The organism is uncultured Citricoccus sp. (genome assembly GCF_937871995.1).
GTDB lineage: Bacteria > Actinomycetota > Actinomycetes > Actinomycetales > Micrococcaceae > Citricoccus.
The window spans coordinates 37227-59272 of record NZ_CALMQR010000031.1; the positions used below are offsets into that span (position 1 = coordinate 37227).

The window sequence follows — 22046 nt, forward strand, 5'->3', positions numbered from 1 at the left end:
CTTGTCCCCGTGGGGCGAGGGCGCGGATGCCGACCGGACCCGTACCCCCGCGACCGGCGGGCCGGACACCACAGGGCGGCGGTGCGATCAACGCACCGCCGCCCTGTGTGTTGCGCGGGGACTCAGCCGTCCGCGCCCACGAGCGTGCCGTCGTCGCGCACCTCCGCCGGGTAGGCGATGCGGATCGTCTCACTGGCGCGGCCGGTGGCGGCGGCGATCATGGTGGCCATGAGGTGCTTGGGCACCAGGCAGTCGCTGCAGATGCCGTCCCGGGCGCTGATCCGGACGTCCAGCAGGTCGTCCCTGCTGTCGTCCACGGTCAGGACGTAGCCATCGGCATCCAGGGTCCTGCGCAGGTTGTCCAGGTGGTGGGTCATCGGTTCCTCCGGGTGGTGGGTCGTTCGTGTGCGGGGTTGACCACTACTGTCCCGTGGAGCCCGGGGGCCGCTCCACGGGTTTTCCGTTCCCCGGAAGCAGTCCCGTCGATACCGCGGGCCCGGCGTGCCGGGCCCGCGCCGGCTGTCGCCTGGCGGAAGGTGGCGGAAGGGCGGCGGAAGGGCGGCGCAGGCACAGGGCCCGCCCTCCGGCTGGAGGACGGGCCCTGGTGGGTGAGGTACGGGCGCCGGTCAGGCGGCCTCCGCCGAGGCGTCGTACCGTCCGGTCCTCAGCGGCAGGATGCACGCCAGGGCGATGACGCCCAGGACGAGGATGTACAGCGAGATCGGCCAGGAGGCCCCGAAGGCGGCGTACAGGCTGGTGGCGATGAGCGGGGCGAAGCCGCCACCGACGATGGAGCCGATCTGGTAGGCCGTGGAGGCCCCCGAGTACCGCACGTTCGCGGGGAACAGCTCGGCGATCAGGGCGGCCTGCGGGCCGGCCATCAGGGACTGGGCCAGCAGCACCAGTGCGAAGCCGAGCAGGATGAGCACTGGCTGGGCGGTGTCGACGAGCCAGAAGAAGGGGAAGGCCCCCACGACGACCAGGACGGCACCGGCGACGAACACCGGCTTCTGGGCGAACCGGTCCGCCAGCACCGCGCCGAGCAGGACCGTGGCGAGGTGGATGACGGCGCCGCCGACGATCAGCCACAGCATGGCGGGCTGGGGCAGTCCCAGGGCCTTCGTCCCGTAGGCCAGCATGTACACGGAGTAGATGTAGCCGATGGCCGGGGGCGCGGCAGAGGCCAGCCCGGCCAGCACCGTGGTGCCACCGTGGTCGCGGAACAGGCGCCCCAGGGGGAAGCGGTCGACCTCCTGGCGCTCCTGGGTCTGCTGGAAGACGGGGGAGTCCTCCACCCTGAAGCGCAGGTACAGCGCCACGAGGATGAGCACCGCCGAGAGCAGGAACGGCACTCGCCAGCCCCAGGCCGCGAAGGCCTCCGGGGCGAGCGAGGCCGTCACCACGATGAAGACCAGGTTGGACACGATGATGCCCACCGGCAGGCCCATCTGGGGGAAGGCGCCGTACAGGGCCCGGCGCTTGCGCGGTGCGTACTCCACGGCCATGAGCACCGCCCCGCCCCACTCGCCCCCGACGCCGAGGCCCTGGGTGAAGCGCAGCAGGACCAGCAGGATCGGTGCCCACACGCCGATGCTGGCGTAGTTGGGCAGCAGGCCGATCCCCACGGTGGCCCCGCCCATCACGAGCATGGTGATCAGCAGCATCTTCTTCCGACCGATCCGGTCCCCGAAGTGGCCGGCCAGCAGTCCGCCGATCGGGCGGGCGATGAAACCCACGGCGAAGGTCGCGAACGCCGCCAGCGTCCCGGTGATGGGTTCCTCGGAGGGGAAGAACTGCGGCCCGAAGATCAGGGCGGCGGCGGAGCCGTAGATGAAGAAGTCGTACCACTCGATCGCGGTGCCGATGAAGCTGGCGCCCAGGACCTTGCGTCGTTCGTGCGGGGTCGGGGTCCGGCGGGTCGAGGCCGACGGGCCCGAGGCGGTGGCTGGTGAGGAGGTCATGAGTGCCGTTCTCCCGAATGGTCGGCTATGAACTGGATCACATTAACTCTCCCGATAGGGGTTCTTATTGTCAACAACTTTGCTGGCAATCCAGTCGGCCGCTGCCTATGCTGGTGCCATGAGCCCGCATCCCGTCCCCTCGGCCCGGGCCCGGGAACTGGTCCGGGGCGCCTACGACCTCCACGTCCACGTGGCGCCCGACGTCATGACGCGCCGCATCGACGACATCGCCCTGGCCGGGCGCTTCCGGGACCTGGGCCTGGCGGGGTTCGTCATCAAGTCCCACTACGTCCCGACGGCGGAGCGCGCCGAGCACGTGCGCCGTCTCGTCCCCGAAGTGGAGGCCCTGGGCGCGATCACGCTGAACGCCTCGGTGGGTGGCATGAACCCGGTGGCGGTCGAGATCGCCGGCCGTGGCGGGGCGAGGGTCGTCTGGTTCCCCACCGTGGACTCGGACAACCAGCGTTCCTGCCTGGCGGAGGAGCCCGAGGGGGCCACCCCGCCCATGTGGGCGCAGCTCCAGCAGGACCTCGAGGACGCCGGGATGAAGGCGGAGGCCGTCCAGGTCCTCGACCGCGACGGCACGCCGACCTCCCGGACCGCCCAGGTCCTCCAGGTCATGGCCAAGCACTCCATGGTCCTGGCCACCGGCCACCTCCACCAGGACGAGTCGGCCGCCCTCGTCCCGGCGGCGCGGGCGGCAGGGGTCGAGCGGATCATCATCACCCACCCCGAGTTCACCTCCCAGCGGATGGGGTTACAGGCGCAGCAGTCGCTGGCCGCCCAGGGCGTGTTCCTCGAGCGCTGCCTCACCACCCCGCTGACCGGGAAGGTCTCCTGGGACACCTGGCACGCCAACATCCGCGGGGCCGGCATCGAGAATTCCGTCATCTCCACCGACCTCGGCCAGCCCTTCAACCCGCCGGTCGAGGACGGCCTGGCCATCGTGGCGGACCTGATGCTGGAGCACGGCTACTCCGAGGCGGAGATCCGCCTGATGACCGTCCACAACTCCCGGCACCTGGCCGGCGCCGGGCCGCTGGACGACGCGCCCGCCCACCTGCGCTGATCCCGCCCCCGGATCCTGCGGGGCCGGCCGTCGCGGGCTCAGCGGACCGGGTCGGGGGTCTCCACCGCGATCTCCAGTTCCTCCACCCGGGGCCACCGGTCCAGCAGTCCGGAGGCGGCCGCCTCGCCGGGTTCGCCGCCGCGCTGGTCGTCGGCGACGGTGAGGGACAGCGACTCGAGCCGGCCCTGGTGGACCTGCAGCCGGGCCTCGAACCAGGCCCCGCCCCACTGGACGAGCCCGGCCACGGGCCACACCTGGGTCCGCGGGGCGATGCGCGGGGCGTCCTCGTGCACCTCGAACCAGGCGTCCGGGGAGAACCCCTCGCCCTGCCACTGCTCCCGGACGGAGTCCAGCTGCCGCCGCAGGGCCTCGACGCCCGGCACGCCGTCGACCAGCAGTGCCTCGAGGACCGCGCGCACCTCGGGGGCCACGGGCCGCAGGTCCATCCCGGTCTCGGCGTCCCCGGCCGCCTCGAGGACGGACAGCCACCGCCTCCCCTCTGCGCGGTCCCAGGCGTATCCGGCCAGTGCGCCCACCGCACCCAGCCCGGCCATCACCCAGCGCGGGCGGTTCACCCCGCGCTGGGTCAGCCAGTCGGAGATCCGCCCGTCGAGCCGCTCGAACTGGTCCGCCAGTCCCAGGGCGAGGCCGCCCGCGGCCGTCCCGACGGCGGCGCGCGTCTCGGTGGCCACCGGCAGGTCCGCCGGCACGGTGGCGGCCACGTAGCCACCGGTGAAGGCGGCGGTCGCCAGGCGGTACGCGGCCCGGGCGGCACCGTCCAGGCGGCGCGGGTCGATGAGGCTCAACCCCACCACCGCAGCCGTCGAGGCGGCCGCGAAGGCCGGGTGCTCGGCCAGCCGTGGCCGGTCGATGACACCGAAGCGGCGCTCGCGGACCAGGGGGGTGAGGGCGGTCCATCGGGGGGTCGTCATGATCCGAGCGTAGACGTTGCTCAGGCGAGTCCCGGCCGCGACGCCCCGGGGCCGGGGCGGCCTCCGGCTGGCCCCCGCGCGGGGTCGGCGCCGGCCGCTGTGAAACAATGGACCGTCCTTCCGACGCCACCCGGGGCAGCGGGTGAGTGCGGGGTCGTGGAGACCGCCGACCGCCGTGTCCGGAGGACCGTGAGTGCTAATACAGCCGGCCGTCCGCCAGGCGAACCACCACCTCAGAGGAATCGATGACCCCCGCAGACCACCATCCTGTCCACCCTGCCGCCTGGCCGGAGGATCGGCCCGACGGCCAGTCCGACGGCCAGTCCGACGGCCAGTCCGGCGGCGCACCGGCGCCCGACCGGCCTCGGGACGCGCCGCCGTCGGGAACCGCGGCCCGCTTCGCCCCCACCGGCACCGGCCTGTACGCCGTGTTCACCGCCGTGATGGCCACCGTGCTGATCCTGTCCAACATCGGGGCCTCCAAGGGCGTGACCTTCGGGCCGATCGTCACGGACGGCGGCTTCTTCCTGTTCCCGCTGGCCTACATCATCGGTGACGTCGTCTCCGAGGTGTACGGCTTCCGGGCCTCGCGGCGGGCCATCATCACGACCTTCGCCCTCTCGGTCTTCGCCGCCGGCTGCTACTGGGTGATCATCGCCCTGCCCGGCGCCGAGTGGTACGACGGCCAGGACGCCCTCGTGCGCACCCTGGCCCCCGTGCCCCTGATCGTGCTGGCCTCCCTGCTCGGCTTCCTCGTCGGCCAGCTGGCGAACTCCTGGCTCATGGTCCGGTTGAAGCGCCGGGCGGGGGAGCGGCAGCTGTTCGGGCGCATCGCCGCCTCCACGCTCGTCGGCGAGTTCCTGGACACCCTCGTGTTCTGCTCGATCGCCGCGGGGGTCATCGGCATCACGGACGTGCCGACGTTCCTCAATTACGTGGTGGTCGGCTTCGTGTTCAAGTCGGTCGTCGAGATCGTGCTGTCCCCGGTGACCATGTGGGTGATCGGCCGGGTCAAGCGGGCCGAGCCGGCCTATGCCTGACCCCGGCCCGGGCCGGGGTGCCCTCCGGCCTCAGCCCAGCGCCCGGCGCACCGCGTCCACGATCTCCTCGGTGTCCGCGTGCTGCCCGACCACCGTCACGACGGCGACGGGCCGCTGCGCCGGCGCCTCGGCGGCGGCCGCCGGCTCCCGGTAGCCCTGCAGCATCACGCGGATGAGCTGCCCGGCCTGCGCGGAGAACTCCTCCCGCAGGGTGTCGTCCCGTTCGCGCAGCCACCGGCGCAGGTAGGAGTTGTGCAGGGCCACGCAGGCTCCGGCCAGTGCCGCCGAGAGGGGCCCGACGTCGGCTTCGTCAGCGAGGGCGCCCGTGGCCGCCAGGCGGTCGGCCAGCCAGTGGCGGAACACCGCCTCGTAGCGGTGCGAGGTCAGCAGCTCCCGGTTGCGCAGGGCCTGTGACTGGCGCAGCAGCCGGTGGCGGGCCATGGTGCGGTCGGCATCCTCCAGGTGATGGCGGAAGACGAGCAGCAACCCCTCGCGCAGGGCCGAGGCGGTGTCATGGTCGGTGCCGGCCAGGAAGTCCTCGAGCCGGGTGAGCATGTCCGTGTGGTCGGCGAACACCACGTCCTCCTTGCCGCCGAACGTCCGGAAGAAGGTGGCCCGGCTCATCCCGGCCTCGCGGGCCAGTTCGTCCACGGTGGTGCCGTCCCAGCCCTGGGCGTCCAGCAGGCGCAGCAGGGCGGTCAGGGTCTGCGGGGCGGTGCGCTGGTCCATGCGCTCATGATACCGCGTCTCTTGACATGAGACTGGGTGTCATCGGATAGTGGTGGGCGTCACCCTGAACGTCTCCGGAGGCCCCCATGACCACCCAGTCCGACGTGTCGGCACCCACCGATCGCCCGCAGCTTCCCACCGCGGAGCCCGACTACGACGTCAGCGCGGCGCTGGACACCGACGCCTACGCGGTCTTCGCCGACCTGCCGGACGAGGAACTGGCGCTCTGGCGCCGGGCCCGCCAGTTCGTCACCCCCCAGGTGCTGCAGCAGATGCACCGGGCGTGGGACCTGGCGCAGTACCCGCTGGACCTGGTCGGGCAGATGGGCCGGATGGACCTGCTGCGCGACGGCGTGGCGGTGGAGGGGCTGCCGGAGGTCTCCCGGGTGGCCGCGGGCCTGGCCACCATGGAGCTCTCGCGCGGGGACGGCTCCCTGGCCACGGTCGTGGCCGTGCAGGGCGGGCTGGCCATGCGTTCCATCGAACTGTGCGGCTCCGAGGAGCAGAAGCAGCGGTACCTGACGCCCCTGGCCCGTGGCGAGCTGCTCGGCTCCTTCGCGCTGACCGAGCCCACGCACGGCTCCGACGCCGTCGGCCTGGAGACCACGGCCACGCCCACCGCCGGCGGCTGGCTGCTCAACGGCCACAAGAAGTGGATCGGCAACGGTGCCAGCGGAGGCATCACCGTGGTGTGGGCCCGCTCCACCGAGGACGAGAAGGTCCGCGGCTTCATCGTCCCGCAGGAGTCCGAGGGGTACCGGGCCGGTGTCATCGAGGGCAAGATCGCCCTGCGCGCCATCCACCAGGCGGACATCACCCTCGACGGGGTGTTCGTCCCCGAGGACCACGTGATGCCGGACGCGACCTCCTTCCGCGACACCTCCCGCGTGCTGTTCTCCACCCGCGTGGGCGTGGCCTGGTCCGCCGTCGGCCAGGCCCTGGGCTGCTTCGAGGGCGCCCTGCAGTACGTGCAGCAGCGCCGGCAGTTCGGCCGCCCGCTCGCCGCCTCCCAGATCGTCCAGGAGCGCCTGGCCCGGATGCTCTCCCAGCTCACCCAGGTCCAGCTGCTCGTGCTGCGGGCCGCGCAGCTGGAGGACCGCGGCACCCTCACCGGGCCCCAGGCGTCCCTGGCCAAGTACTCCGCCACCCGGGCCGCACGGTCCATCGCCCAGGACGCCCGGGACCTGCTGGGGGGCAACGGCATCCTCATCCGCCACGAGGTCGGCCGGCACTTCGCCGACATCGAGGCCCTGCACACCTACGAGGGCACCGAGACCGTCCAGGCCCTGATCATCGGCCGCGACCTGACCGGCGTCTCCGCCTTCGCCTGAGAGGATCACCTCCATGACACAGCCCGCCATGACGCAGCATCCGCCCCAGGCCCAGCCCGGGCCCGCACCGGCCGCCCCGGCAGACGTCCACGCCGCCTCCACCGAACCCCTCACGCCCCTGGGATTCCTGGGCCGGGCCGCCGCCGTGTTCCCGGACCGCGAGGCCGTGGTCTACGGGGCCCGCCGCTCCACGTACCGCGAGTTCGCCGCGGAGGTCCAGCAGCTGGCCCGGGCCGTGCGGGCACGGATCCAGCCGGGTGAGACGGTCACGGTGATCGCCCCGAACATCCCGGCCATGCTCATGGCGCACTTCGCCGTGCCCCTGGCCGGGGGCGTGCTCAGCCCGCTCAACCCGCGGCTGACCGCCCGGGAGCTGGCCTACATCCTGGAGCACTCCGAGGCCCGGGTCGTGTTCGCGGACGGTGACGTCGTGGCCACGGTGCGCGACGTCGTCGGGAACCTCCCGCAGGCCCCCCTGGTGGTCGAGATCGTGGACACCGACGCCGGGCACGCCGGCCCGGTGGACCCCGACGCCGGCTCGCTCACCTACGAGGACTTCCTCGCCCAGGGGTCGGCCGGCCCCGAACTGCCCTGGCGGGTGGCGGACGAGCAGGCACCGATCACCCTGAACTACACCTCCGGCACCACCGGACCGCCCAAGGGCGCGCTCTACACCCACCGCGGCGCGTACCTGGCGGCCGAGGGCGCGGTGTTCCACAACGGCTACACCGGGGCCACGCGCTACCTGTGGACCCTGCCGATGTTCCACTGCAACGGCTGGTGCACCCCGTGGGCCGTGACGTCCGCGGCGGGCACCCACGTCTGTCTGCGGGCCGTGCGGCAGGACGCCATCTGGGACGCGTTCGACCACGAGGGCATCACCCACCTGTGCGGGGCGCCGATCGTGTGCGCCATGATCCACGAGTCCGAGCGCGCCCGCCCCCTGGACCGGGAACTGCGGATGACCACCGCGGGGGCCGCACCGCCGCCGTCGGTCATCGAGGCGCTGGAGTCGCTGAACATCACCCCCGTGCACGTCTACGGGCTGACCGAGGTCTACGGTCCGTTCACCATCTGCGAGCCGCAGCCGGCGTGGGCGCGGTTGCCCGCCGCCGAGCGGGCACGGCTGATGGCCCGGCAGGGCGTGCCCATGGTGCACGCCGGGGAGGTGGCCGTCATGGACGCGGACCTGAACCGGGTGCCCGCCGACGGCGAGACCCTCGGCGAGGTGGTGCTGCGCGGCAACGGCGTGATGAAGGAGTACTTCAAGAATCCCGAGGCCACCGCGGAGGCCTTCCGGGGCGGCTGGTACCACACCGGTGACCTGGGGGTGATGTACCCGGACGGCTACATCCAGCTGATGGACCGGGCCAAGGACATCATCATCTCCGGCGGGGAGAACATCTCCTCCATCGAGGTGGAGGGCGTGCTGCACGCCCACCCGAAGGTCTCCGACGTGGCCGTGGTGGGTGTCCAGGACGACCGGTGGGGTGAGCGCCCGGTGGCGTTCGTGGTGACCGAGGCCGGTGCGCAGGTCACCGCCGACGAGTTGCGGGCCCACTGCCGGCAGGGCCTGGCCGGGTTCAAGGTCCCGGACCGGGTCGAGTTCGTGCAGGAGCTGCCGCGCACCGCCACCGGCAAGATCCGCAAGAACACCCTGCGGGCGCTGCAGGACGGGGACGGCGCCCCGGCGGCGGGCTGAGCCCACCGAGGGGCGGTGGACCGCCCGCACCGGGGGGCGTGCCCCACCCCGTGACGAGGATGCCGTGCCGGCGACGTCACCCGGTGCCGATGTCCTGATGGCGTCATCGGGCGTCATCCGCGGGGTGCGCGAGCGGGACGGGCGGGCTATGTGACCCGCGGTGGCGAAACATGACCCCGACGGTTGGCCCGGCGCAGGCCGCCGCCTACGGTGGCTGCAGAATCACGAGATCCGGTGTCAAGCCCTGGCTGGCCGGACGGCAACCCTCTCTTCCGTAGTGGGGTGCTCCAGGTGATGATTCGGCCCGTACGCGACCGCTGCGGGCAAGTACGGCACCACCTCGGGGGACACCACGCGCGGCCGCGGGCCGGGCATCCCCCGCGCGGCCCGCACGGGCCCCGGGTGCCACGGATGACCGAAAGGCTCCCTCGTGACCCACACCGCCACCCCGCAGGACACCCCAGTCCCCGGTGACGCCCCCCGGGCCGGACTGCCCCGCTTCGAGGAGCTCAGGGCCGCCACCGCCGGGACACCGCCCACGGACGCGCAGCTCAGCGAGCACTTCGCCCCCGTCTTCCGGCTCATCGCCGAAGGGGCCCACCAGCGCGAGCAGGACCACGAACTGGCCTTCGCCGCGATCGAGCACCTGCGCGGCTCGGGATTCACCCGGGTCCGCCTCGCCCGCGACCGCGGCGGGATCGGGGCCAGCCTTCCCCAGCTCACCGGCCTGCTGGTGGACCTGGCCGCCGCGGACTCGAACCTGCCGCAGGCCCTGCACGGGCACTTCATGTTCACCGAGCAGCACCAGAACGAGTCCCAGGGAGCAGTGTCGGAGTGGTGGCTCGCCGAGGTGGCCGCGGGGAGGATCTTCGGCAACGCCCTCGTCGAGTTGCCGCCCTCCGCGGGCAGGCGTCCCGTGCGCTGGGTCGACGTGGACCCGGACACCGCCCAGGCGGCCGCGGCGGTCGGGGACACCGAGATCGCGGAGATCACGGGGGACAAGTTCTACTCCACCGGGGCCGTCTTCGCCGACTACCTGCTGGTGACGGCCACCCGGCCCGGCCGCGAGGACGAGGGACCGATCTTCGCCATCGTGGACGCGAGGGACCGGGGCGTGACGCGCACCGATGACTGGAACGGCTTCGGACAGCGACTCACCGCCTCCGGCACCACCACCTTCGACGACGTCCCCGTGCGTGCGCACCGGACCCAGGAGTTCAACGTCCCCACCGGTGTGCTGGCCTATGCGGTGCTGTGGGTCGTGCTGGCCGCCACGCAGGCCGGCATCGGCGTGGCCGCGCTGTCCTCGATCACGGACTTCGTGCGCGCTCGCCGGCGCACCTACGACCACGCCACCGCCGAGACCCCTGCCGAGGACCCGCTGGTCCACCAGGTCATCGGCTCCGTCTCCGCCAAGGTCTCCGCCGCCCGGCACATCGTGACCGGTGCCGCCGCCGTCGTCGAGGACTCCTACCGGAGCGTGCGCGGCCACCTGGACCTCGAGGACCCGGTGGTGCTGGACGCCCACACCCGCGCCAACGTCGCCCTGTCCGAGGCCACCGTCGTGGTCTCGGAGCTGATCCTCGAGGCCACGAACCAGATCTTCGAGTCCGGTGGCGCCTCCGCCACGGACGCCTCGCGGCACCTGCACCGGCACTGGCTGAACGCCCGCACCGTCGCCAGCCACACCCCGCTGATCTACCGCACCCAGGCGGTCGGGGACCACCGGATCAACGGCACCGTCCCGCCGTTCCACTCCACCGCCCGCAACTCCGACCCGCGGGCCGGCGCCACGGCCGCCGGCGCGGGAGCGCCCACCGCATCCACCACCGAAGGAGCATGATGACCACGACATCCGAACGACGCGCCCCGCTCGCCGGTTCCCCGGCCACGGCAGGGACACCCGGCCGGCCCGCGGACCACCCCGCCGACCGGTCCGCAGCGCGGTTCGTGCAGGTCCGCGAGCGCCTGGACCCGGTCTTCCGGTCCATCGCATCGAGCGCGGCCGCGCGGGAGGCGGACCGGATCATCGACCGCGACGCCGTGCGCCGCCTCGCCGAGGCCGGCTTCACCTCGTTGCGCGTGCCGGTGGAGTACGGCGGCGCCGGCCTGAGCTTCGCCCAGTCCGCGGAGCTGATCGTCGAGCTCGCCGCCGCGGACTCCAACCTGACCCAGGCGCTGCGTGCCCACCTGATCAACCAGGAGAACGTGCTGGGCCACCCGGACGCGGCCTTCCGGGACCGCTGGCTGCGCCGTCTGGGCGCGGGGGCCGTCGTCGGGAACGCCATCACCGAGGTCAACAACGCGGTGGGGGAGGGGACCACCCGGCTGGTGCAGGACGCCGAGGGCACCTGGCGGCTCAACGGCACCAAGTACTACTCGACCGGGTCCCTGTACGCGGACTGGATCATCGTGGCGGCGGTCGACGCCCGCGGTGAGGAGATCGCCGCGACCGTGCCCGCGGACGCCCCCGGTGTCCGGCTCCTGGACGACTGGGACGGGTTCGGCCAGCAGCTCACGGCCTCGGGGACCACGGTGTTCGACAACACCCCGGTCGACCCGGAGGAGGTCTACACCTCCGGCCTGGACGACGGCACCCGCGTGGCCACCGGCCAGGCGTCCTGGCAGTTCCTGCACCTGGCGACCCTGACGGGCATCGCCGAGGCGATCGTGCGTGACGCCGGGGACTACGTACGCGGCCGGCGCCGGTCCTTCAGTCACGGGGTGACCGAACTGCCCCGTGACGACGCCCAGGTGCTGCAGGTGGTCGGTGAGCTCTCCTCGGCGGCCTTCGCCTCCCGCGTGGCGCTCGACGCGGTGGTCGCCGCCCTGGGAGGAATCCTCGAACGCGAGGCCGGGGGCGAGGTGCTGCCGGAGGAGGACGTCAACGCCCTGTACGTCCGCGTCTACCAGGCCCAGCAGGTGATCGCGAAGAACGTGCTGGCCGCCGCGACCCAGCTGTTCGAGGTGGGCGGGGCCTCGGCCACGAGCCAGTCGAGGCGCCTGGACCGGCACTGGCGCAACGCGCGCGTGCTGGCCAGCCACAATCCGCTCATCTACCGCGCGCGGATCATCGGCGAGTGGGAGGTCAACGCCACCCCGCCGTCGCGGTCCTACCGCATCGGTTCCGCCTGACCCACGGTCCTGGCCTGCGCCACCGGCCCCCGTCGTGCACCGCACGGCGGGGGCCTTCGCGTGCCCGGCCCGCGCAGATGTCGCCGTATGTCCCCCCGGCGTCATGGAAGGACCCGGTGGCCCTCGCCCCGGCCGGGGATGACGGGACGTTAACCGGTGCCGGCGGATCCCTTGGCGGGACCGGCGCCGGGGTCTACGCTCGGTAACGGAATCACGAGATCCGGCCATAAGCCCTGGCTGACCGGACAGCAACCCTCTCGCTGTAGTGGGGTGCTCCAGGTGATGATTCGGCCGGCACGCACCCGTGACCGGCAAGTACGGCACCCCGCCCGGTGCATCGAGGCCGCCTGCGCGCGCCCCGGTGCGTTCCGGGCATCCCCGGAGTGCCACCGACCGGGAAGAGACACCATGGCCCCCATCGCCCGCACGCCCCTGCACTTCAACGCTTTCGTCATGAACACCACCAGTCACATCCACCACGGCCAGTGGCGTCGCCCCGACGCCGGGCAGGCCGAGTTCACCGACGTCCGCACCTGGATCGACCTGGCCCGCACCCTCGAGGCCGCGAGGTTCGACGCCATGTTCTTCGCGGACGTCGTCGGCCACTACGGCGACGCCGACGCCGACTACTCCGTGTACGTCAACGAGGGCCTGCAGATCCCCTCCAACGACCCGACCGTGCTGCTCGGCGCGCTGGCCGTGGTGACCGAGCACCTGGGCCTGGCCACCACCTCCAACGTCTTCCAGTCCCACCCGTTCCAGTTCGCCCGCCAGCTCTCCACGCTCGACCACATCTCGAACGGCCGGATCGCCTGGAACATCGTCACCGGGACCCAGGACAACGGTTCACGCAACTTCGGCCTGCCACGGCTGACCGACCACGCCGAGCGCTACGCCTGGGCCGAGGAGTACGTGGACGTCGCCTACAAGCTCTGGGAGGGCTCGTGGGACGAGGGAGCGGTCGTCAAGGATCGGCAGGGCTCCCGGTACTCGGACCCGGCGAAGGTCCACAAGATCCACCACGAGGGCCGGCGCTACTCGGTGGAGGGCCCGCACCTGCCCTCACCGTCCCCGCAGCGGACACCGCTGCTGTACCAGGCGGGATCCTCCGCCTCCGGCCGGGACTTCGCCGCCCGCAACGCCGAGGCCGTGTTCCTCATCGCGGCGACCCCGGACATCGCCCGCCAGCAGATCGAGGACACCCGCCGCCGCGCCGTCGAGGCCGGCCGGGCACCGGAGGACATCAAGTTCTTCCAGGGCCTGAGCTTCGTCATCGGCGAGACGGAGCAGCAGGCCCGGCGCACGCTGGCCGAGTACGAGGAGTACGCCTCCGTGGAGGGCTACCTGGCCCACGCCGCCCTGGTCGACCCGGACGGCCGTGTCTACCCTCCCGAGACCCCGTTGAAAGACCTGGAGACCAACACCCAGAAGGGCTTCTCCGAGTGGACCTCCAAGGCCATCACGGACCGCGAGCCCGTGGTCGCCGACGTCGCCTGGCGCAGCCACCGCAACAACCGCCTGGTGGGCACCCCCGAGCAGATCGCGGACCGGCTCCAGGACTGGCAGGACGCCGGCGTGGACGGCATCAATGTCATCAACTGGGTGATCCCCGGTTCCTTCGAGGAGTTCGCGGACCAGGTCCTGCCCGTGCTGCGCGAGCGCGGCCTGGCGCAGTCCGAGTACGCGCCGGGCACCCTGCGCCAGAAGCTCTTCGGCCGGGACCGCCTGCCCCAGACGCACCCGGCCGCCCGGTACCGGGGCGCCTTCGCCACCGTGCCGACCGGGGCCTGAGCCCCACCACCCACTTCTGCCTGCGCTGGATCACGGCGAAAGGAACCCCATGAGCACCCCACCTTCCCCGAGCGCGCCCGGACTCCGGACGACGCCCCGCACCCCTCGACTCCCCGGGCCCCGGACCACCGGGCTCGCCGTCCTGACCGCGGCCACGCTGGTCCTGAGCGCCTGCTCCGCAGGTCCCGGCACCGGTCGCGGCGCCGGAACGGATCCCGACGCCGGCCCGGACCAGGCGGCGCTGACCGGCGCCGCCGGTGCCGGGCCGGTCCAGGGCGGCGTGATCGAGTACGGCCACCTCCAGGAGCCCAACTGCATCTTCGGCGGCTGGATCCAGGAGAACTTCACCGCCCGCCAGGTCCTGGACAACCTGGTGTCCCACACCGAGGACGGCTCGGTGGTCCCCTGGATCGCCACCGGCTGGGAGGTGTCGGAGGACGGCCGGGCCTGGACGCTGCGGCTGCGCGAGGACGTGACCTTCACGGACGGCACCGCCCTGGACGCCGAGGCCGTGGCCTACAACTTCGATTACTGGCTGGACGGCGGCAACGGCACCGCCGCCGCCCACCTCGGCGGGTTCTACGACCACTCGGAGGTGCTGGACGAGCACACCGTCCGGATCCACCTGTCCGCCCCGTTCTCCCCGTTCCTGTCCACCATCTCCCAGTCCTACTTCGGCCTGCAGTCACCCACGGCCCTGCAGTCCCGCACCGATGAGGAGAACTGCACCGAGCCCATCGGCTCCGGGCCGTTCACCGTCAAGGACTGGAAGCGCGGGGAGTACATCGAGTTCGAGCGCAATGACGACTACGACTGGGCGCCGCAGAACGCCCGGCACCAGGGCCCGGCCCACGTGGCGGGCATCCGGTGGAACATCGTCCCGGACAACACGTCCCGGTACGGTTCGCTGCTGTCCGGGGAGATGGATGCGATCGGCGAGGTGCCGGCCGTGAACATCGCCCAGGCCCGCGAGGACTACGACTTCACGCAGTACATCACCCCGGGCCGGCCCGTGGTGATGAGCCTGAACACGCAGCGGGGCATCTTCACGGACCAGCAGGTCCGCCAGGCCCTGAGCTTCGCCACGGACCGGGAGGCCAACGTGGCCTCGGCCTTCCTCGGCACCGTCCCCTTCGAGCCCAGCGGCTACCTCTCCCAGACCACCCCGGACTACGACGAGGACGCCGCCGCCGAGTACCCGTTCGACCTGCACCGGGCCAACGAGCTGCTGGACCAGGCCGGCTGGACCGGCCGGGACCCCGACGGGACCCGGACGAAGGACGGCCGACGCCTGCAGGCGCTCGTGGTCTACGGCCTGAACAGCATCATCACCCCGGACGGCAACACCGTGATCCAGAACTTCCAGGAGCAGGCACGGGCCGCAGGCTTCGACCTGGTGCTGCGCCCGGGCACGCCGTCCGAGTTCTTCGGGGGTGCGTTCTCCACCCCGGAGAGCTATGACGCCCAGGTGGGGTACTGGACGAGCCCGCACGCCGGGATCCTGAACATCAACTACCGCCCCTCCACCGAGGAGGCGCCGAACGGGGCCAACACCACGTTCCTGGACGAGTCCCGGGTGTTCGCGACCATCCAGTCCGCGCTGCAGGCCCCCACGCCCGAGGAGGTCACGGAGCGGTTCTCCCAGGCCCAGCACGAACTCAGCGAACTGGCCCCGGCGATCGGCCTGTACACCCAGACCAACACGCTGGCCGTGGGCGGGGACGTCACGGGTCTCTGGCTCGACCCCGCCCAGGGCGGCCCGGTGTTCCACGACGCCCATTTCACCTCCCAGGACGCCCGGGACGCCTCCGGCACCCTCACCCCGGACACCGCAGACATCCCGGACACCGCAGACAGTGCGGACGCCCCGGTCGAGAACGAGGACTGACCCATGTCCCTGAGCACCCGACACCCCAGCCCGTCACCCACCGTCCCACCGCCGGTGCACCCGGCATCAGCCCCCGTATCGCACCCCGCCTCACCCCCCGCCTCGTCCCCCGCTGCGGACCCGGTGGCAGCACGGGACCGCCCGCCCCGCGGCAACCGGCCGTCACCGGCCGCGGTGGCCCTCGCCGTCGGCCGCAAGGCCCTCGGGGCCGTGTTCGTCGTGTGGGCGGCGGCCACCATCACGTTCCTCATCCAGGTCCTGCTGCCCGGTGACCGCGCCACCCTGTTGCTGAACCAGCAGACCGGCCAGGTCCAGGAGCGCACCCCGGAGGAGCTCGCGCCGATCAACGAGGCGTTCGGGTTCGACGATCCGCTGATCGTGCAGTACCTGGACTTCCTGGGCGGCCTGCTGCGCGGCGACCTGGGGATCTCCTACACCCTCTACCAGCCCGTCACCACCGTGATCGGCGACCAGATCGCGCCCACCGTGGTGCTGACCTTCACGGCCCTGGCCATCGCCTGGGTGATCGCCGTGGTGCTCCTGGTGCTCACCGCCCGGCGCACCCCCTGGGTCTCGAGGATCTTCTCCGGCCTGGAGTCCGCGGCGGCGGCGCTGCCGCAGTACTGGCTCGGCATCATCCTGCTGGTGGTCTTCGCCCTGTGGCTCGGGATCTTCCCCGTGGTCTCGGGCAGCGGCGCGGCCGGCCTGGTGCTTCCGGCCCTGACGCTCGGCATCCCGCTGGCCGGCTTCCTCGCCCAGGTGATGCGCACCGAGTTCGAACGCACCCTGGACGCCCCCTTCGTCCTCACCGCCCGCGCCCGGGGCATGTCCGACGGGGGCGTGAGACTGCGCCACGTGCTGCGCCACTCCCTGCTGCCGGGCCTGAGCCTGACCGGGTGGGCGGTCGGGGCCCAGTTCTCCGCGGCCGTGATCGCCGAGAACGTCTTCGCCCGCCCCGGCCTCGGCCGGGTCCTCGTCACCGCGGTCAACGGCCGCGACCTCCCGGTGGTGTGCGGCGTGGTGATGCTCGTGGCCGTGATCTACGTGATCACCAACCTCGTGGTGGACACCGCCTACATCCTCGTCGACCCCCGCCTGAAGGAGGCAGCATGAGCACCACGCCCCTGACCCCCGCACCTGCCGGCCGGGTGTCCGTCCCCGGTGGCCCGGCATCGCCCACCCCGGGTCCCGGCACCGCGGACCGCACCGCCCGCGCCTCCGCGTCCTGGCGCCGCGTGCCGGCCACCGTCTGGATCGCCGGCGCGTTCGCGATGCTGCTGGTGATCGCCTCGTTCGCCCCCGGGCTGCTGGCGACCGCGGACCCCCGGGCCATCGACCTGGACGCCCCGCTGGCCCCGCCGGGGCCGGACCACTGGTTCGGCACGGACCAGTCCGGCCGGGACCTCTACTCGCGGATCGTCCACGGCACCGGGTCCTCCCTGCTGATCGGCCTGGGCGCCACCGGCGTGGGGGTGGGGCTGGCCGTGGTCCTCGGGTCCTGGGCCGCGCTCGGTGGCCGCTGGGCGGACGCGATCATCGGCCGCGGCATCGAGGTGCTGTTCGCCTTCCCGATCCTGCTGCTGGCCATGGTGTTCATCGCCGTCTACGGGCCGTCGGTGCAGACCCTCATCCTGGCCGTCGGCCTGGGCATCGCCCCCGGTTACGCCCGGATGGTCCGCGCCCAGGTGATGTCGGTGCGCCGCTCCGGTTACGTCCAGGCCGCCCGCGCGCTGGGCCACCACCCGGCGAGGATCCTCACCCGGCACGTGCTGCCCAACGCGCTGCGCCCGCTGCTGGCGGTGCTGACGCTGGGCATCGGCCAGTCCATCGTCTGGGCCTCCGGCCTGGCGTTCCTCGGCTTCGGCGTGGCCCCGCCGTCGCCGGAGTGGGGTGCCCTGCTGGAAGCCGGGCGCCCCTACATCACCGCCGCCTGGTGGCTGGAGATCATCCCGGGACTTGCCGTCCTGGCCGCCGCCCTGACCGCCACCGTCCTGGGCCGCCACGTGGAGTCCACCCTCGAAGGAGACCGCTCATGAACGCCCTGATCGACACCGTCATCCCCGCCCTGGCCCCCGCAGGATCCGTCCGGTCCACCACCGGCCCGGGCGCCCCCGCCACCTCAGGACCTCCCGCCACCGCGGTCGCACCCGCCGGCACCGGCGCCCTGGCCGTCCTGGAGGACCTCAACGTCTGGTTCACCGACGCCCTCGGCCGTCGCCGCCACGTGGTCCACGACCTCTCCGTGGACATCCGTCCCGGCGAGTGCGTGGCGGTCATCGGTGAGTCCGGGTCCGGCAAGTCGGTGACCGCCCGCACGCTGATCGGCCTGACCGGCCCGAACGCCCACGTGGAGGCCACCACCGCCACCCTCTTCGGCCGGGACGTGCTCACGCTGCAGGACGGGGACTGGAAGTCCATCCGCGGCCGGGACGTGGGCTTCATCCTCCAGGATGCGCTGGTCTCCCTGGACCCGCTGCGCACGGTGGGCGCCGAGATCGGGGAGTCCCTGCGCCTGCACGGGGTCCGGGGCCGTGCCGAGCGTTCCGCCCGGGTGGAGCAGCTGCTGGCCGAGGTCGGCGTTCCGGAGCCGCGGCTGCGGGCCGGTCAGCGTCCCGACCAGCTCTCCGGGGGCCTGCGCCAGCGGGCGCTGATCGCCTCGGCCATCGCCAACCATCCCGCGCTCGTGGTGGCCGACGAGCCGACCACCGCCCTCGACGTCACCGTCCAGGCCCAGGTGCTCGACGTCCTGGCCCAGCGCAAGGACCAGGGCACCGCGATCCTGCTGATCAGCCACGACTTCTCCGTGGTCGGCCGGCTGGCCGACCGGGTGCTCGTCATGCAGGGCGGCCGGATCGTCGAGGCGGGCACGGCGGCGGAGGTGCTGGCCGACCCGCAGCACCCCTACACCCGCCAGCTGCTGGACGCCGTGCCCTCCGGCCACACCAAGGGCGAGTACCTCACCGAGGCCGGCCGGGGTCGGGCCGCGGAGCGGCCCGGGGGGACGGTGCCGGCCGGCACGCGGAGGGCCGAGGCGGGGCCTCCCGCCGTGCTCACCGCGCGCGGGCTGACCAAGTCCTACCGGGGGCCGGACGGGAGGGACCGGGCCGTGGTCCGGGACGTCTCCTTCGACGTGCGGGCCGGGCAGACCCTGGGCATCGTGGGGGAGTCCGGGTCCGGCAAGTCCACCACGGCCTCCATGGCCCTGGGCTTCGTGGCCCCGGACGCCGGCACCGTGCTGCTGGAGGGGGCGCCGTGGAGCGAGCTGTCCGTCGCGGGGCGCCGGCCGCGGCGCCGGGAGGTCACCGTGGTCTACCAGGACCCGTTGAGCTCCTTCGACCCGCGCTGGACCGGCCGGCGGATCCTCACCGACGCCCTCGACGCCGGCTCGGCCCCCGGGCCGTTCGCCTCGGGCCGGGCACGGCGGGCCCACCGGGCGGAGCTGGCCGAGCGGGCCGACCACTGGGCGCGACTGGTGGGCCTGGCCCCCGAGCACCTCGCCAAGCACCCGCTGCGGCTGTCCGGGGGCCAGCGGCAGCGGTTGGCCATCGCCCGGGCGCTGGCACCGGAACCGCGGGTCGTGGTGCTGGACGAGGCCGTCTCCGCCCTGGACGTCTCCGTCCAGGCCCAGGTGCTGGACCTGCTCACCGAACTGCAGGAGACCCTCGGCACCACCTACCTGTTCATCTCCCACGACCTGGGCGTCATCCACCACATGAGCGACGAGATCCTGGTGATGAAGGACGGCGAGGCGGTGGAACACGGACCGGCCGACGAGGTCTTCGGTGCCCCGCGCCACCCGTACACCCGGGAGCTGCTGGAGTCCCTCGAGCAGCTGTCCACGCACGTGGCGTCCCGCTAGGGCGGCACCGCGGCCACCCCGGTGACACGTTCCCGCGCTCCCGGACCCGGTGGGCGCGGGAACGTGTCACAGCGATGAGGGGGCCCGCCGGGACGAGGCGTAGTACCGTCCGAGCACCTCGTCCTTCAGGTCCCAGAACGTCCCGTCCTGGATGGCGGCGCGCATCCGGTCCACCAGGCGGACGGTGAACCGCTCGTTGTGGAGGGAGATCAGCGTGTGGGACACCATCTCCTTGGCCTTGATCAGGTGGTGGATGTAGGCCCGGGTGTAGTGCGCGCAGGTGTAGCAGTCGCAGCCCTCCTCCAGGGGGGAGAAGTCCCGCTTGTAGCGCGCACCGGGCAGGTTGAAGCGGCCCTCGGCGGTGTAGAACGCGCCGGTGCGGGCCACGCGGGTGGGGGAGACGCAGTCGAAGGTGTCCGCCCCGTTCTCCACCGCCGTGAACAGGTCGTCCGGCTCGGAGATCCCCAGCAGGTGCCGCGGCTTGTCCTCGGGCAGTTCCTCCACGCACCAGCCCACGATCGTGCCGAGGTTCTCCTTCTCCAGCGCCCCGCCGATCCCGTAGCCGTCGAAGCCGTGTGAGGTGACCCCGCCGTCGTCGGGGAACTCCGTGGTCATGGCGGCCAGGTCCCGGCAGGCCTTGCGCCGCAGGTCCTCGTACTGGGCGCCCTGGATGACCCCGAACAGGGCCTGGTAGGGCTTCGCCGCGCGCTCGCCGGTCAGGCGGGCGTGCTCGTCCAGGCAGCGCTGGGCCCAGCGGCGGGTGCGCTCCAGCGCCTCCTCCTGGTAACCGCGCGAGTTGTGCAGCGTGGTCAGCTCGTCGAAGGCGAACATGATGTCCGCGCCCAGCTGGTGCTGGATGCCCACCGAGACCTCGGGGGTGAACCGGTGCCGGTCCCCGTTCAGGTGGGACTTGAACCAGACCCCGTCCTCGTCCACGTTGGCCAGCCGCTCCTTGCCGGGGGCCACCGCGTCGTCCGCCCCCTGCCCGGACGGTGCGGCCGGTCCCTTCATGTCGATCACCTTCTTGAACCCCGAGCCCAGGCTCATCACCTGGAAGCCGCCGGAGTCCGTGAAGGTGGGCCCGGACCAGTTCATGAACGCCCCCAGGCCGCCGGCCTCGTCGAGGATGTCCGGGCCGGGCTGCAGGTACAGGTGGTAGGCGTTGGCCAGCAGCGCCTGGGCGCCGATCTCGCCCATCGCCTCCGGCAGGACGGCCTTGACGGTGGCCTGCGTGGCCACGGGGATGAACGCGGGGGTCTGGATCAGCCCGTGCGGGGTGGTGATGGTCCCGGTGCGCCCGGCCATCGCGGTCCCGTCCGGACCGGTCAGCCGGCTCCCGACGACGAAGCCGGCGTCCCGCGGCGAGGCCGGGGCCGGCATGTCACCGGCCTCACGGTCACGGGTCTGGTGGGTCACTTCAGGGCGGGAGTCAACGGTTTCAGGCACGTCCTCCATGGTATGTATCAGTCAGGAGCCATCAGGACCACCACGGGAGAGGGGAGGCGTGCATGCGGATGTCGGACCTCAACCCGGTCCCGTCGCTGTTCACCATCGCGCCGGCGAACAAGGACCACGAGGTCGGGATCCGCTGCGGCATCACGGTGCTGGTCCCGCTGCTGGTGCTGCTGCTGATGGACCGGATCGACCTGGCGATCTTCGCCTCCTTCGGGGCGTTCACCGGCATCTACGGCCGCAACACCACGCACGGGGTCCGGTTGCACATGCAGTTGCGGGCCGGACTGTTGATGATCGCGGTCATCCTGGCGGCCACCCTGGCCGGACGCAGCGGCGTCTCCGAGTCCGAGAGCCCCTGGGCGCTGGTCGGCCTGACCACCGTGGTGGCCGGCCTCTGCACGGTGGTCGCCGGGTACTGGAGGCTGCGCCCGGCGGGCTCGCTGTTCCACATCTTCGCCTTCGCCGCCGTGGCCTCGGTGCCCTACCAGCCCCCGCTCGGCGAGGCGATGCTGACCGCGGTGGCCGTGGTGGCGTGGGCCGTGGTGGTGGGCCTGGGCTCGCGCGTCCTGCCGTCCCGCCGGCAGCCGATCACCTGGACCCCCCGGGACCGGTCCACCTCGGACGAGCACCGGATCATCTGGCTCGAGGCCCTGTGGTACGCGATCGCCGCCGGGACCGCGGGTTCCCTGGCCACGGCGCTGGGGCCCGCGCTGGGCATCGAGCACAACTACTGGGCCATGGTCGCCGCCGTCGTCCCGCTGGCCGGGCACTCCACCCGGTACCGCGTCAACCGCGGCCTGCAGCGGGTCATCGGCACCTTCCTCGGGCTGATCCTGATGGCCGGGATCCTCTGGCTCCGGCCGGAGCCCTGGCTGATGATCCTCATCATCGCCCTCTTCCAGACCCTGGCCGAGCTCTACATCGCCCGGCAGTACGTGCTGGCCCAGGTGGTGGTCACCCCGCTGGCGCTGCTGTCCACCGTCCTGGTCACGGTGGGCACCGGTTCACCGGTCGACGGCCCCGCGCTGCTGAGGGACCGGTTCATCGAGACCGTCATCGGCGCGGCCGTCGGCGTGGCCTGCGTGCTCTACCCCTGGGCCTGGCGCAAGTGGGTCCGGCACGACGCCGACCCGGCCACCGAGGCCCGCGACTGA

At 72.6% G+C, this 22046-nt stretch carries 17 protein-coding genes and 2 riboswitches; of the genes, 12 read left to right on the top strand and 5 right to left on the bottom strand.

Going from position 1 to position 22046, the window contains the following annotated elements; translation table 11 throughout:
- Positions 1–122 precede the first annotated feature (122 nt).
- Positions 123–377 carry a hypothetical protein gene (locus tag Q0283_RS02735; RefSeq protein WP_183530174.1) on the bottom strand — a complete coding sequence of 85 codons (255 nt, stop codon included), beginning with the start codon at positions 375–377 and terminating at the stop codon, positions 123–125.
- Between the two features lie 249 nt (positions 378–626).
- Positions 627–1961, bottom strand: coding sequence for an MFS transporter (locus tag Q0283_RS02740; protein WP_183530172.1), 1335 nt, complete (start codon positions 1959–1961; stop codon positions 627–629).
- 118 nt (positions 1962–2079) lie between these two features.
- Between Q0283_RS02740 and Q0283_RS02745 the strand changes: the two genes are divergently transcribed.
- Positions 2080–3030, top strand: a complete 951-nt coding sequence (locus tag Q0283_RS02745) for a DUF6282 family protein (protein ID WP_183530170.1) — start codon at positions 2080–2082, stop codon at positions 3028–3030.
- A gap of 38 nt (positions 3031–3068) precedes the next feature.
- Here Q0283_RS02745 and Q0283_RS02750 read toward each other — a convergent pair whose 3' ends face one another.
- Entirely contained in the window at positions 3069–3962 is an 894-nt protein-coding gene (locus Q0283_RS02750) for a hypothetical protein (RefSeq protein ID WP_183530168.1), read from the bottom strand.
- A 245-nt stretch (positions 3963–4207) separates the two neighbouring features.
- Here Q0283_RS02750 and Q0283_RS02755 point away from each other — a divergent pair, with 245 nt between their 5' ends.
- Entirely contained in the window at positions 4208–5002 is a 795-nt protein-coding gene (locus Q0283_RS02755) for a queuosine precursor transporter (RefSeq protein ID WP_183530166.1), read from the top strand.
- A gap of 30 nt (positions 5003–5032) precedes the next feature.
- On the opposite strand, the gene Q0283_RS02760 is transcribed toward Q0283_RS02755, so the two are convergent.
- The gene (locus Q0283_RS02760; protein ID WP_183530164.1) at positions 5033–5731 is read right to left on the bottom strand and encodes a TetR/AcrR family transcriptional regulator; all 699 of its coding nucleotides are present in this window, start codon (positions 5729–5731) and stop codon (positions 5033–5035) included.
- A gap of 86 nt (positions 5732–5817) precedes the next feature.
- Between Q0283_RS02760 and Q0283_RS02765 the strand changes: the two genes are divergently transcribed.
- The 9 genes from Q0283_RS02765 to Q0283_RS02805 all read left to right on the top strand — a co-directional run bounded on the left by Q0283_RS02765 (position 5818) and on the right by Q0283_RS02805 (position 19437).
- Positions 5818–7062, top strand: a complete 1245-nt coding sequence (locus Q0283_RS02765) for an acyl-CoA dehydrogenase family protein (RefSeq protein ID WP_183530163.1) — start codon at positions 5818–5820, stop codon at positions 7060–7062.
- 13 nt (positions 7063–7075) lie between these two features.
- Positions 7076–8764, top strand: a complete 1689-nt coding sequence (locus tag Q0283_RS02770) for an AMP-binding protein (RefSeq protein ID WP_255459796.1) — start codon at positions 7076–7078, stop codon at positions 8762–8764.
- 220 nt (positions 8765–8984) lie between these two features.
- Positions 8985–9100, top strand: a riboswitch (SAM riboswitch).
- A 94-nt stretch (positions 9101–9194) separates the two neighbouring features.
- The gene (locus Q0283_RS02775) at positions 9195–10607 is read left to right on the top strand and encodes an acyl-CoA dehydrogenase (protein WP_183530161.1); all 1413 of its coding nucleotides are present in this window, start codon (positions 9195–9197) and stop codon (positions 10605–10607) included.
- Complete coding sequence (locus tag Q0283_RS02780; protein ID WP_255459795.1) at positions 10604–11899, top strand: acyl-CoA dehydrogenase family protein; 1296 nt, start codon at positions 10604–10606, stop codon at positions 11897–11899. Before Q0283_RS02775 ends, Q0283_RS02780 begins: the two co-directional genes overlap by 4 nt.
- A gap of 209 nt (positions 11900–12108) precedes the next feature.
- Positions 12109–12223, top strand: a riboswitch (SAM riboswitch).
- A gap of 84 nt (positions 12224–12307) precedes the next feature.
- Positions 12308–13690: an LLM class flavin-dependent oxidoreductase gene (locus Q0283_RS02785; protein ID WP_183530159.1), complete on the top strand. Its 1383-nt coding sequence runs from the start codon at positions 12308–12310 to the stop codon at positions 13688–13690.
- Between the two features lie 49 nt (positions 13691–13739).
- A complete protein-coding gene (locus tag Q0283_RS02790) occupies positions 13740–15578 on the top strand; it encodes an ABC transporter substrate-binding protein (protein ID WP_298042740.1) in 1839 nt (612 codons plus the stop codon).
- A 123-nt stretch (positions 15579–15701) separates the two neighbouring features.
- On the top strand, positions 15702–16691 hold the full coding sequence (locus Q0283_RS02795; protein ID WP_298042743.1) for an ABC transporter permease: 990 nt from the start codon (positions 15702–15704) through the stop codon (positions 16689–16691).
- Entirely contained in the window at positions 16688–17614 is a 927-nt protein-coding gene (locus Q0283_RS02800) for an ABC transporter permease (RefSeq protein WP_183530155.1), read from the top strand. Before Q0283_RS02795 ends, Q0283_RS02800 begins: the two co-directional genes overlap by 4 nt.
- Positions 17611–19437: an ABC transporter ATP-binding protein gene (locus Q0283_RS02805; RefSeq protein ID WP_298042747.1), complete on the top strand. Its 1827-nt coding sequence runs from the start codon at positions 17611–17613 to the stop codon at positions 19435–19437. Before Q0283_RS02800 ends, Q0283_RS02805 begins: the two co-directional genes overlap by 4 nt.
- Positions 19438–19503: 66 nt before the next feature.
- On the opposite strand, the gene tgt is transcribed toward Q0283_RS02805, so the two are convergent.
- Positions 19504–20817, bottom strand: a complete 1314-nt coding sequence (gene tgt, locus Q0283_RS02810; RefSeq protein ID WP_183530196.1) for a tRNA guanosine(34) transglycosylase Tgt — start codon at positions 20815–20817, stop codon at positions 19504–19506.
- A gap of 128 nt (positions 20818–20945) precedes the next feature.
- Here tgt and Q0283_RS02815 point away from each other — a divergent pair, with 128 nt between their 5' ends.
- Entirely contained in the window at positions 20946–22046 is a 1101-nt protein-coding gene (locus Q0283_RS02815) for an FUSC family protein (RefSeq protein WP_183530151.1), read from the top strand.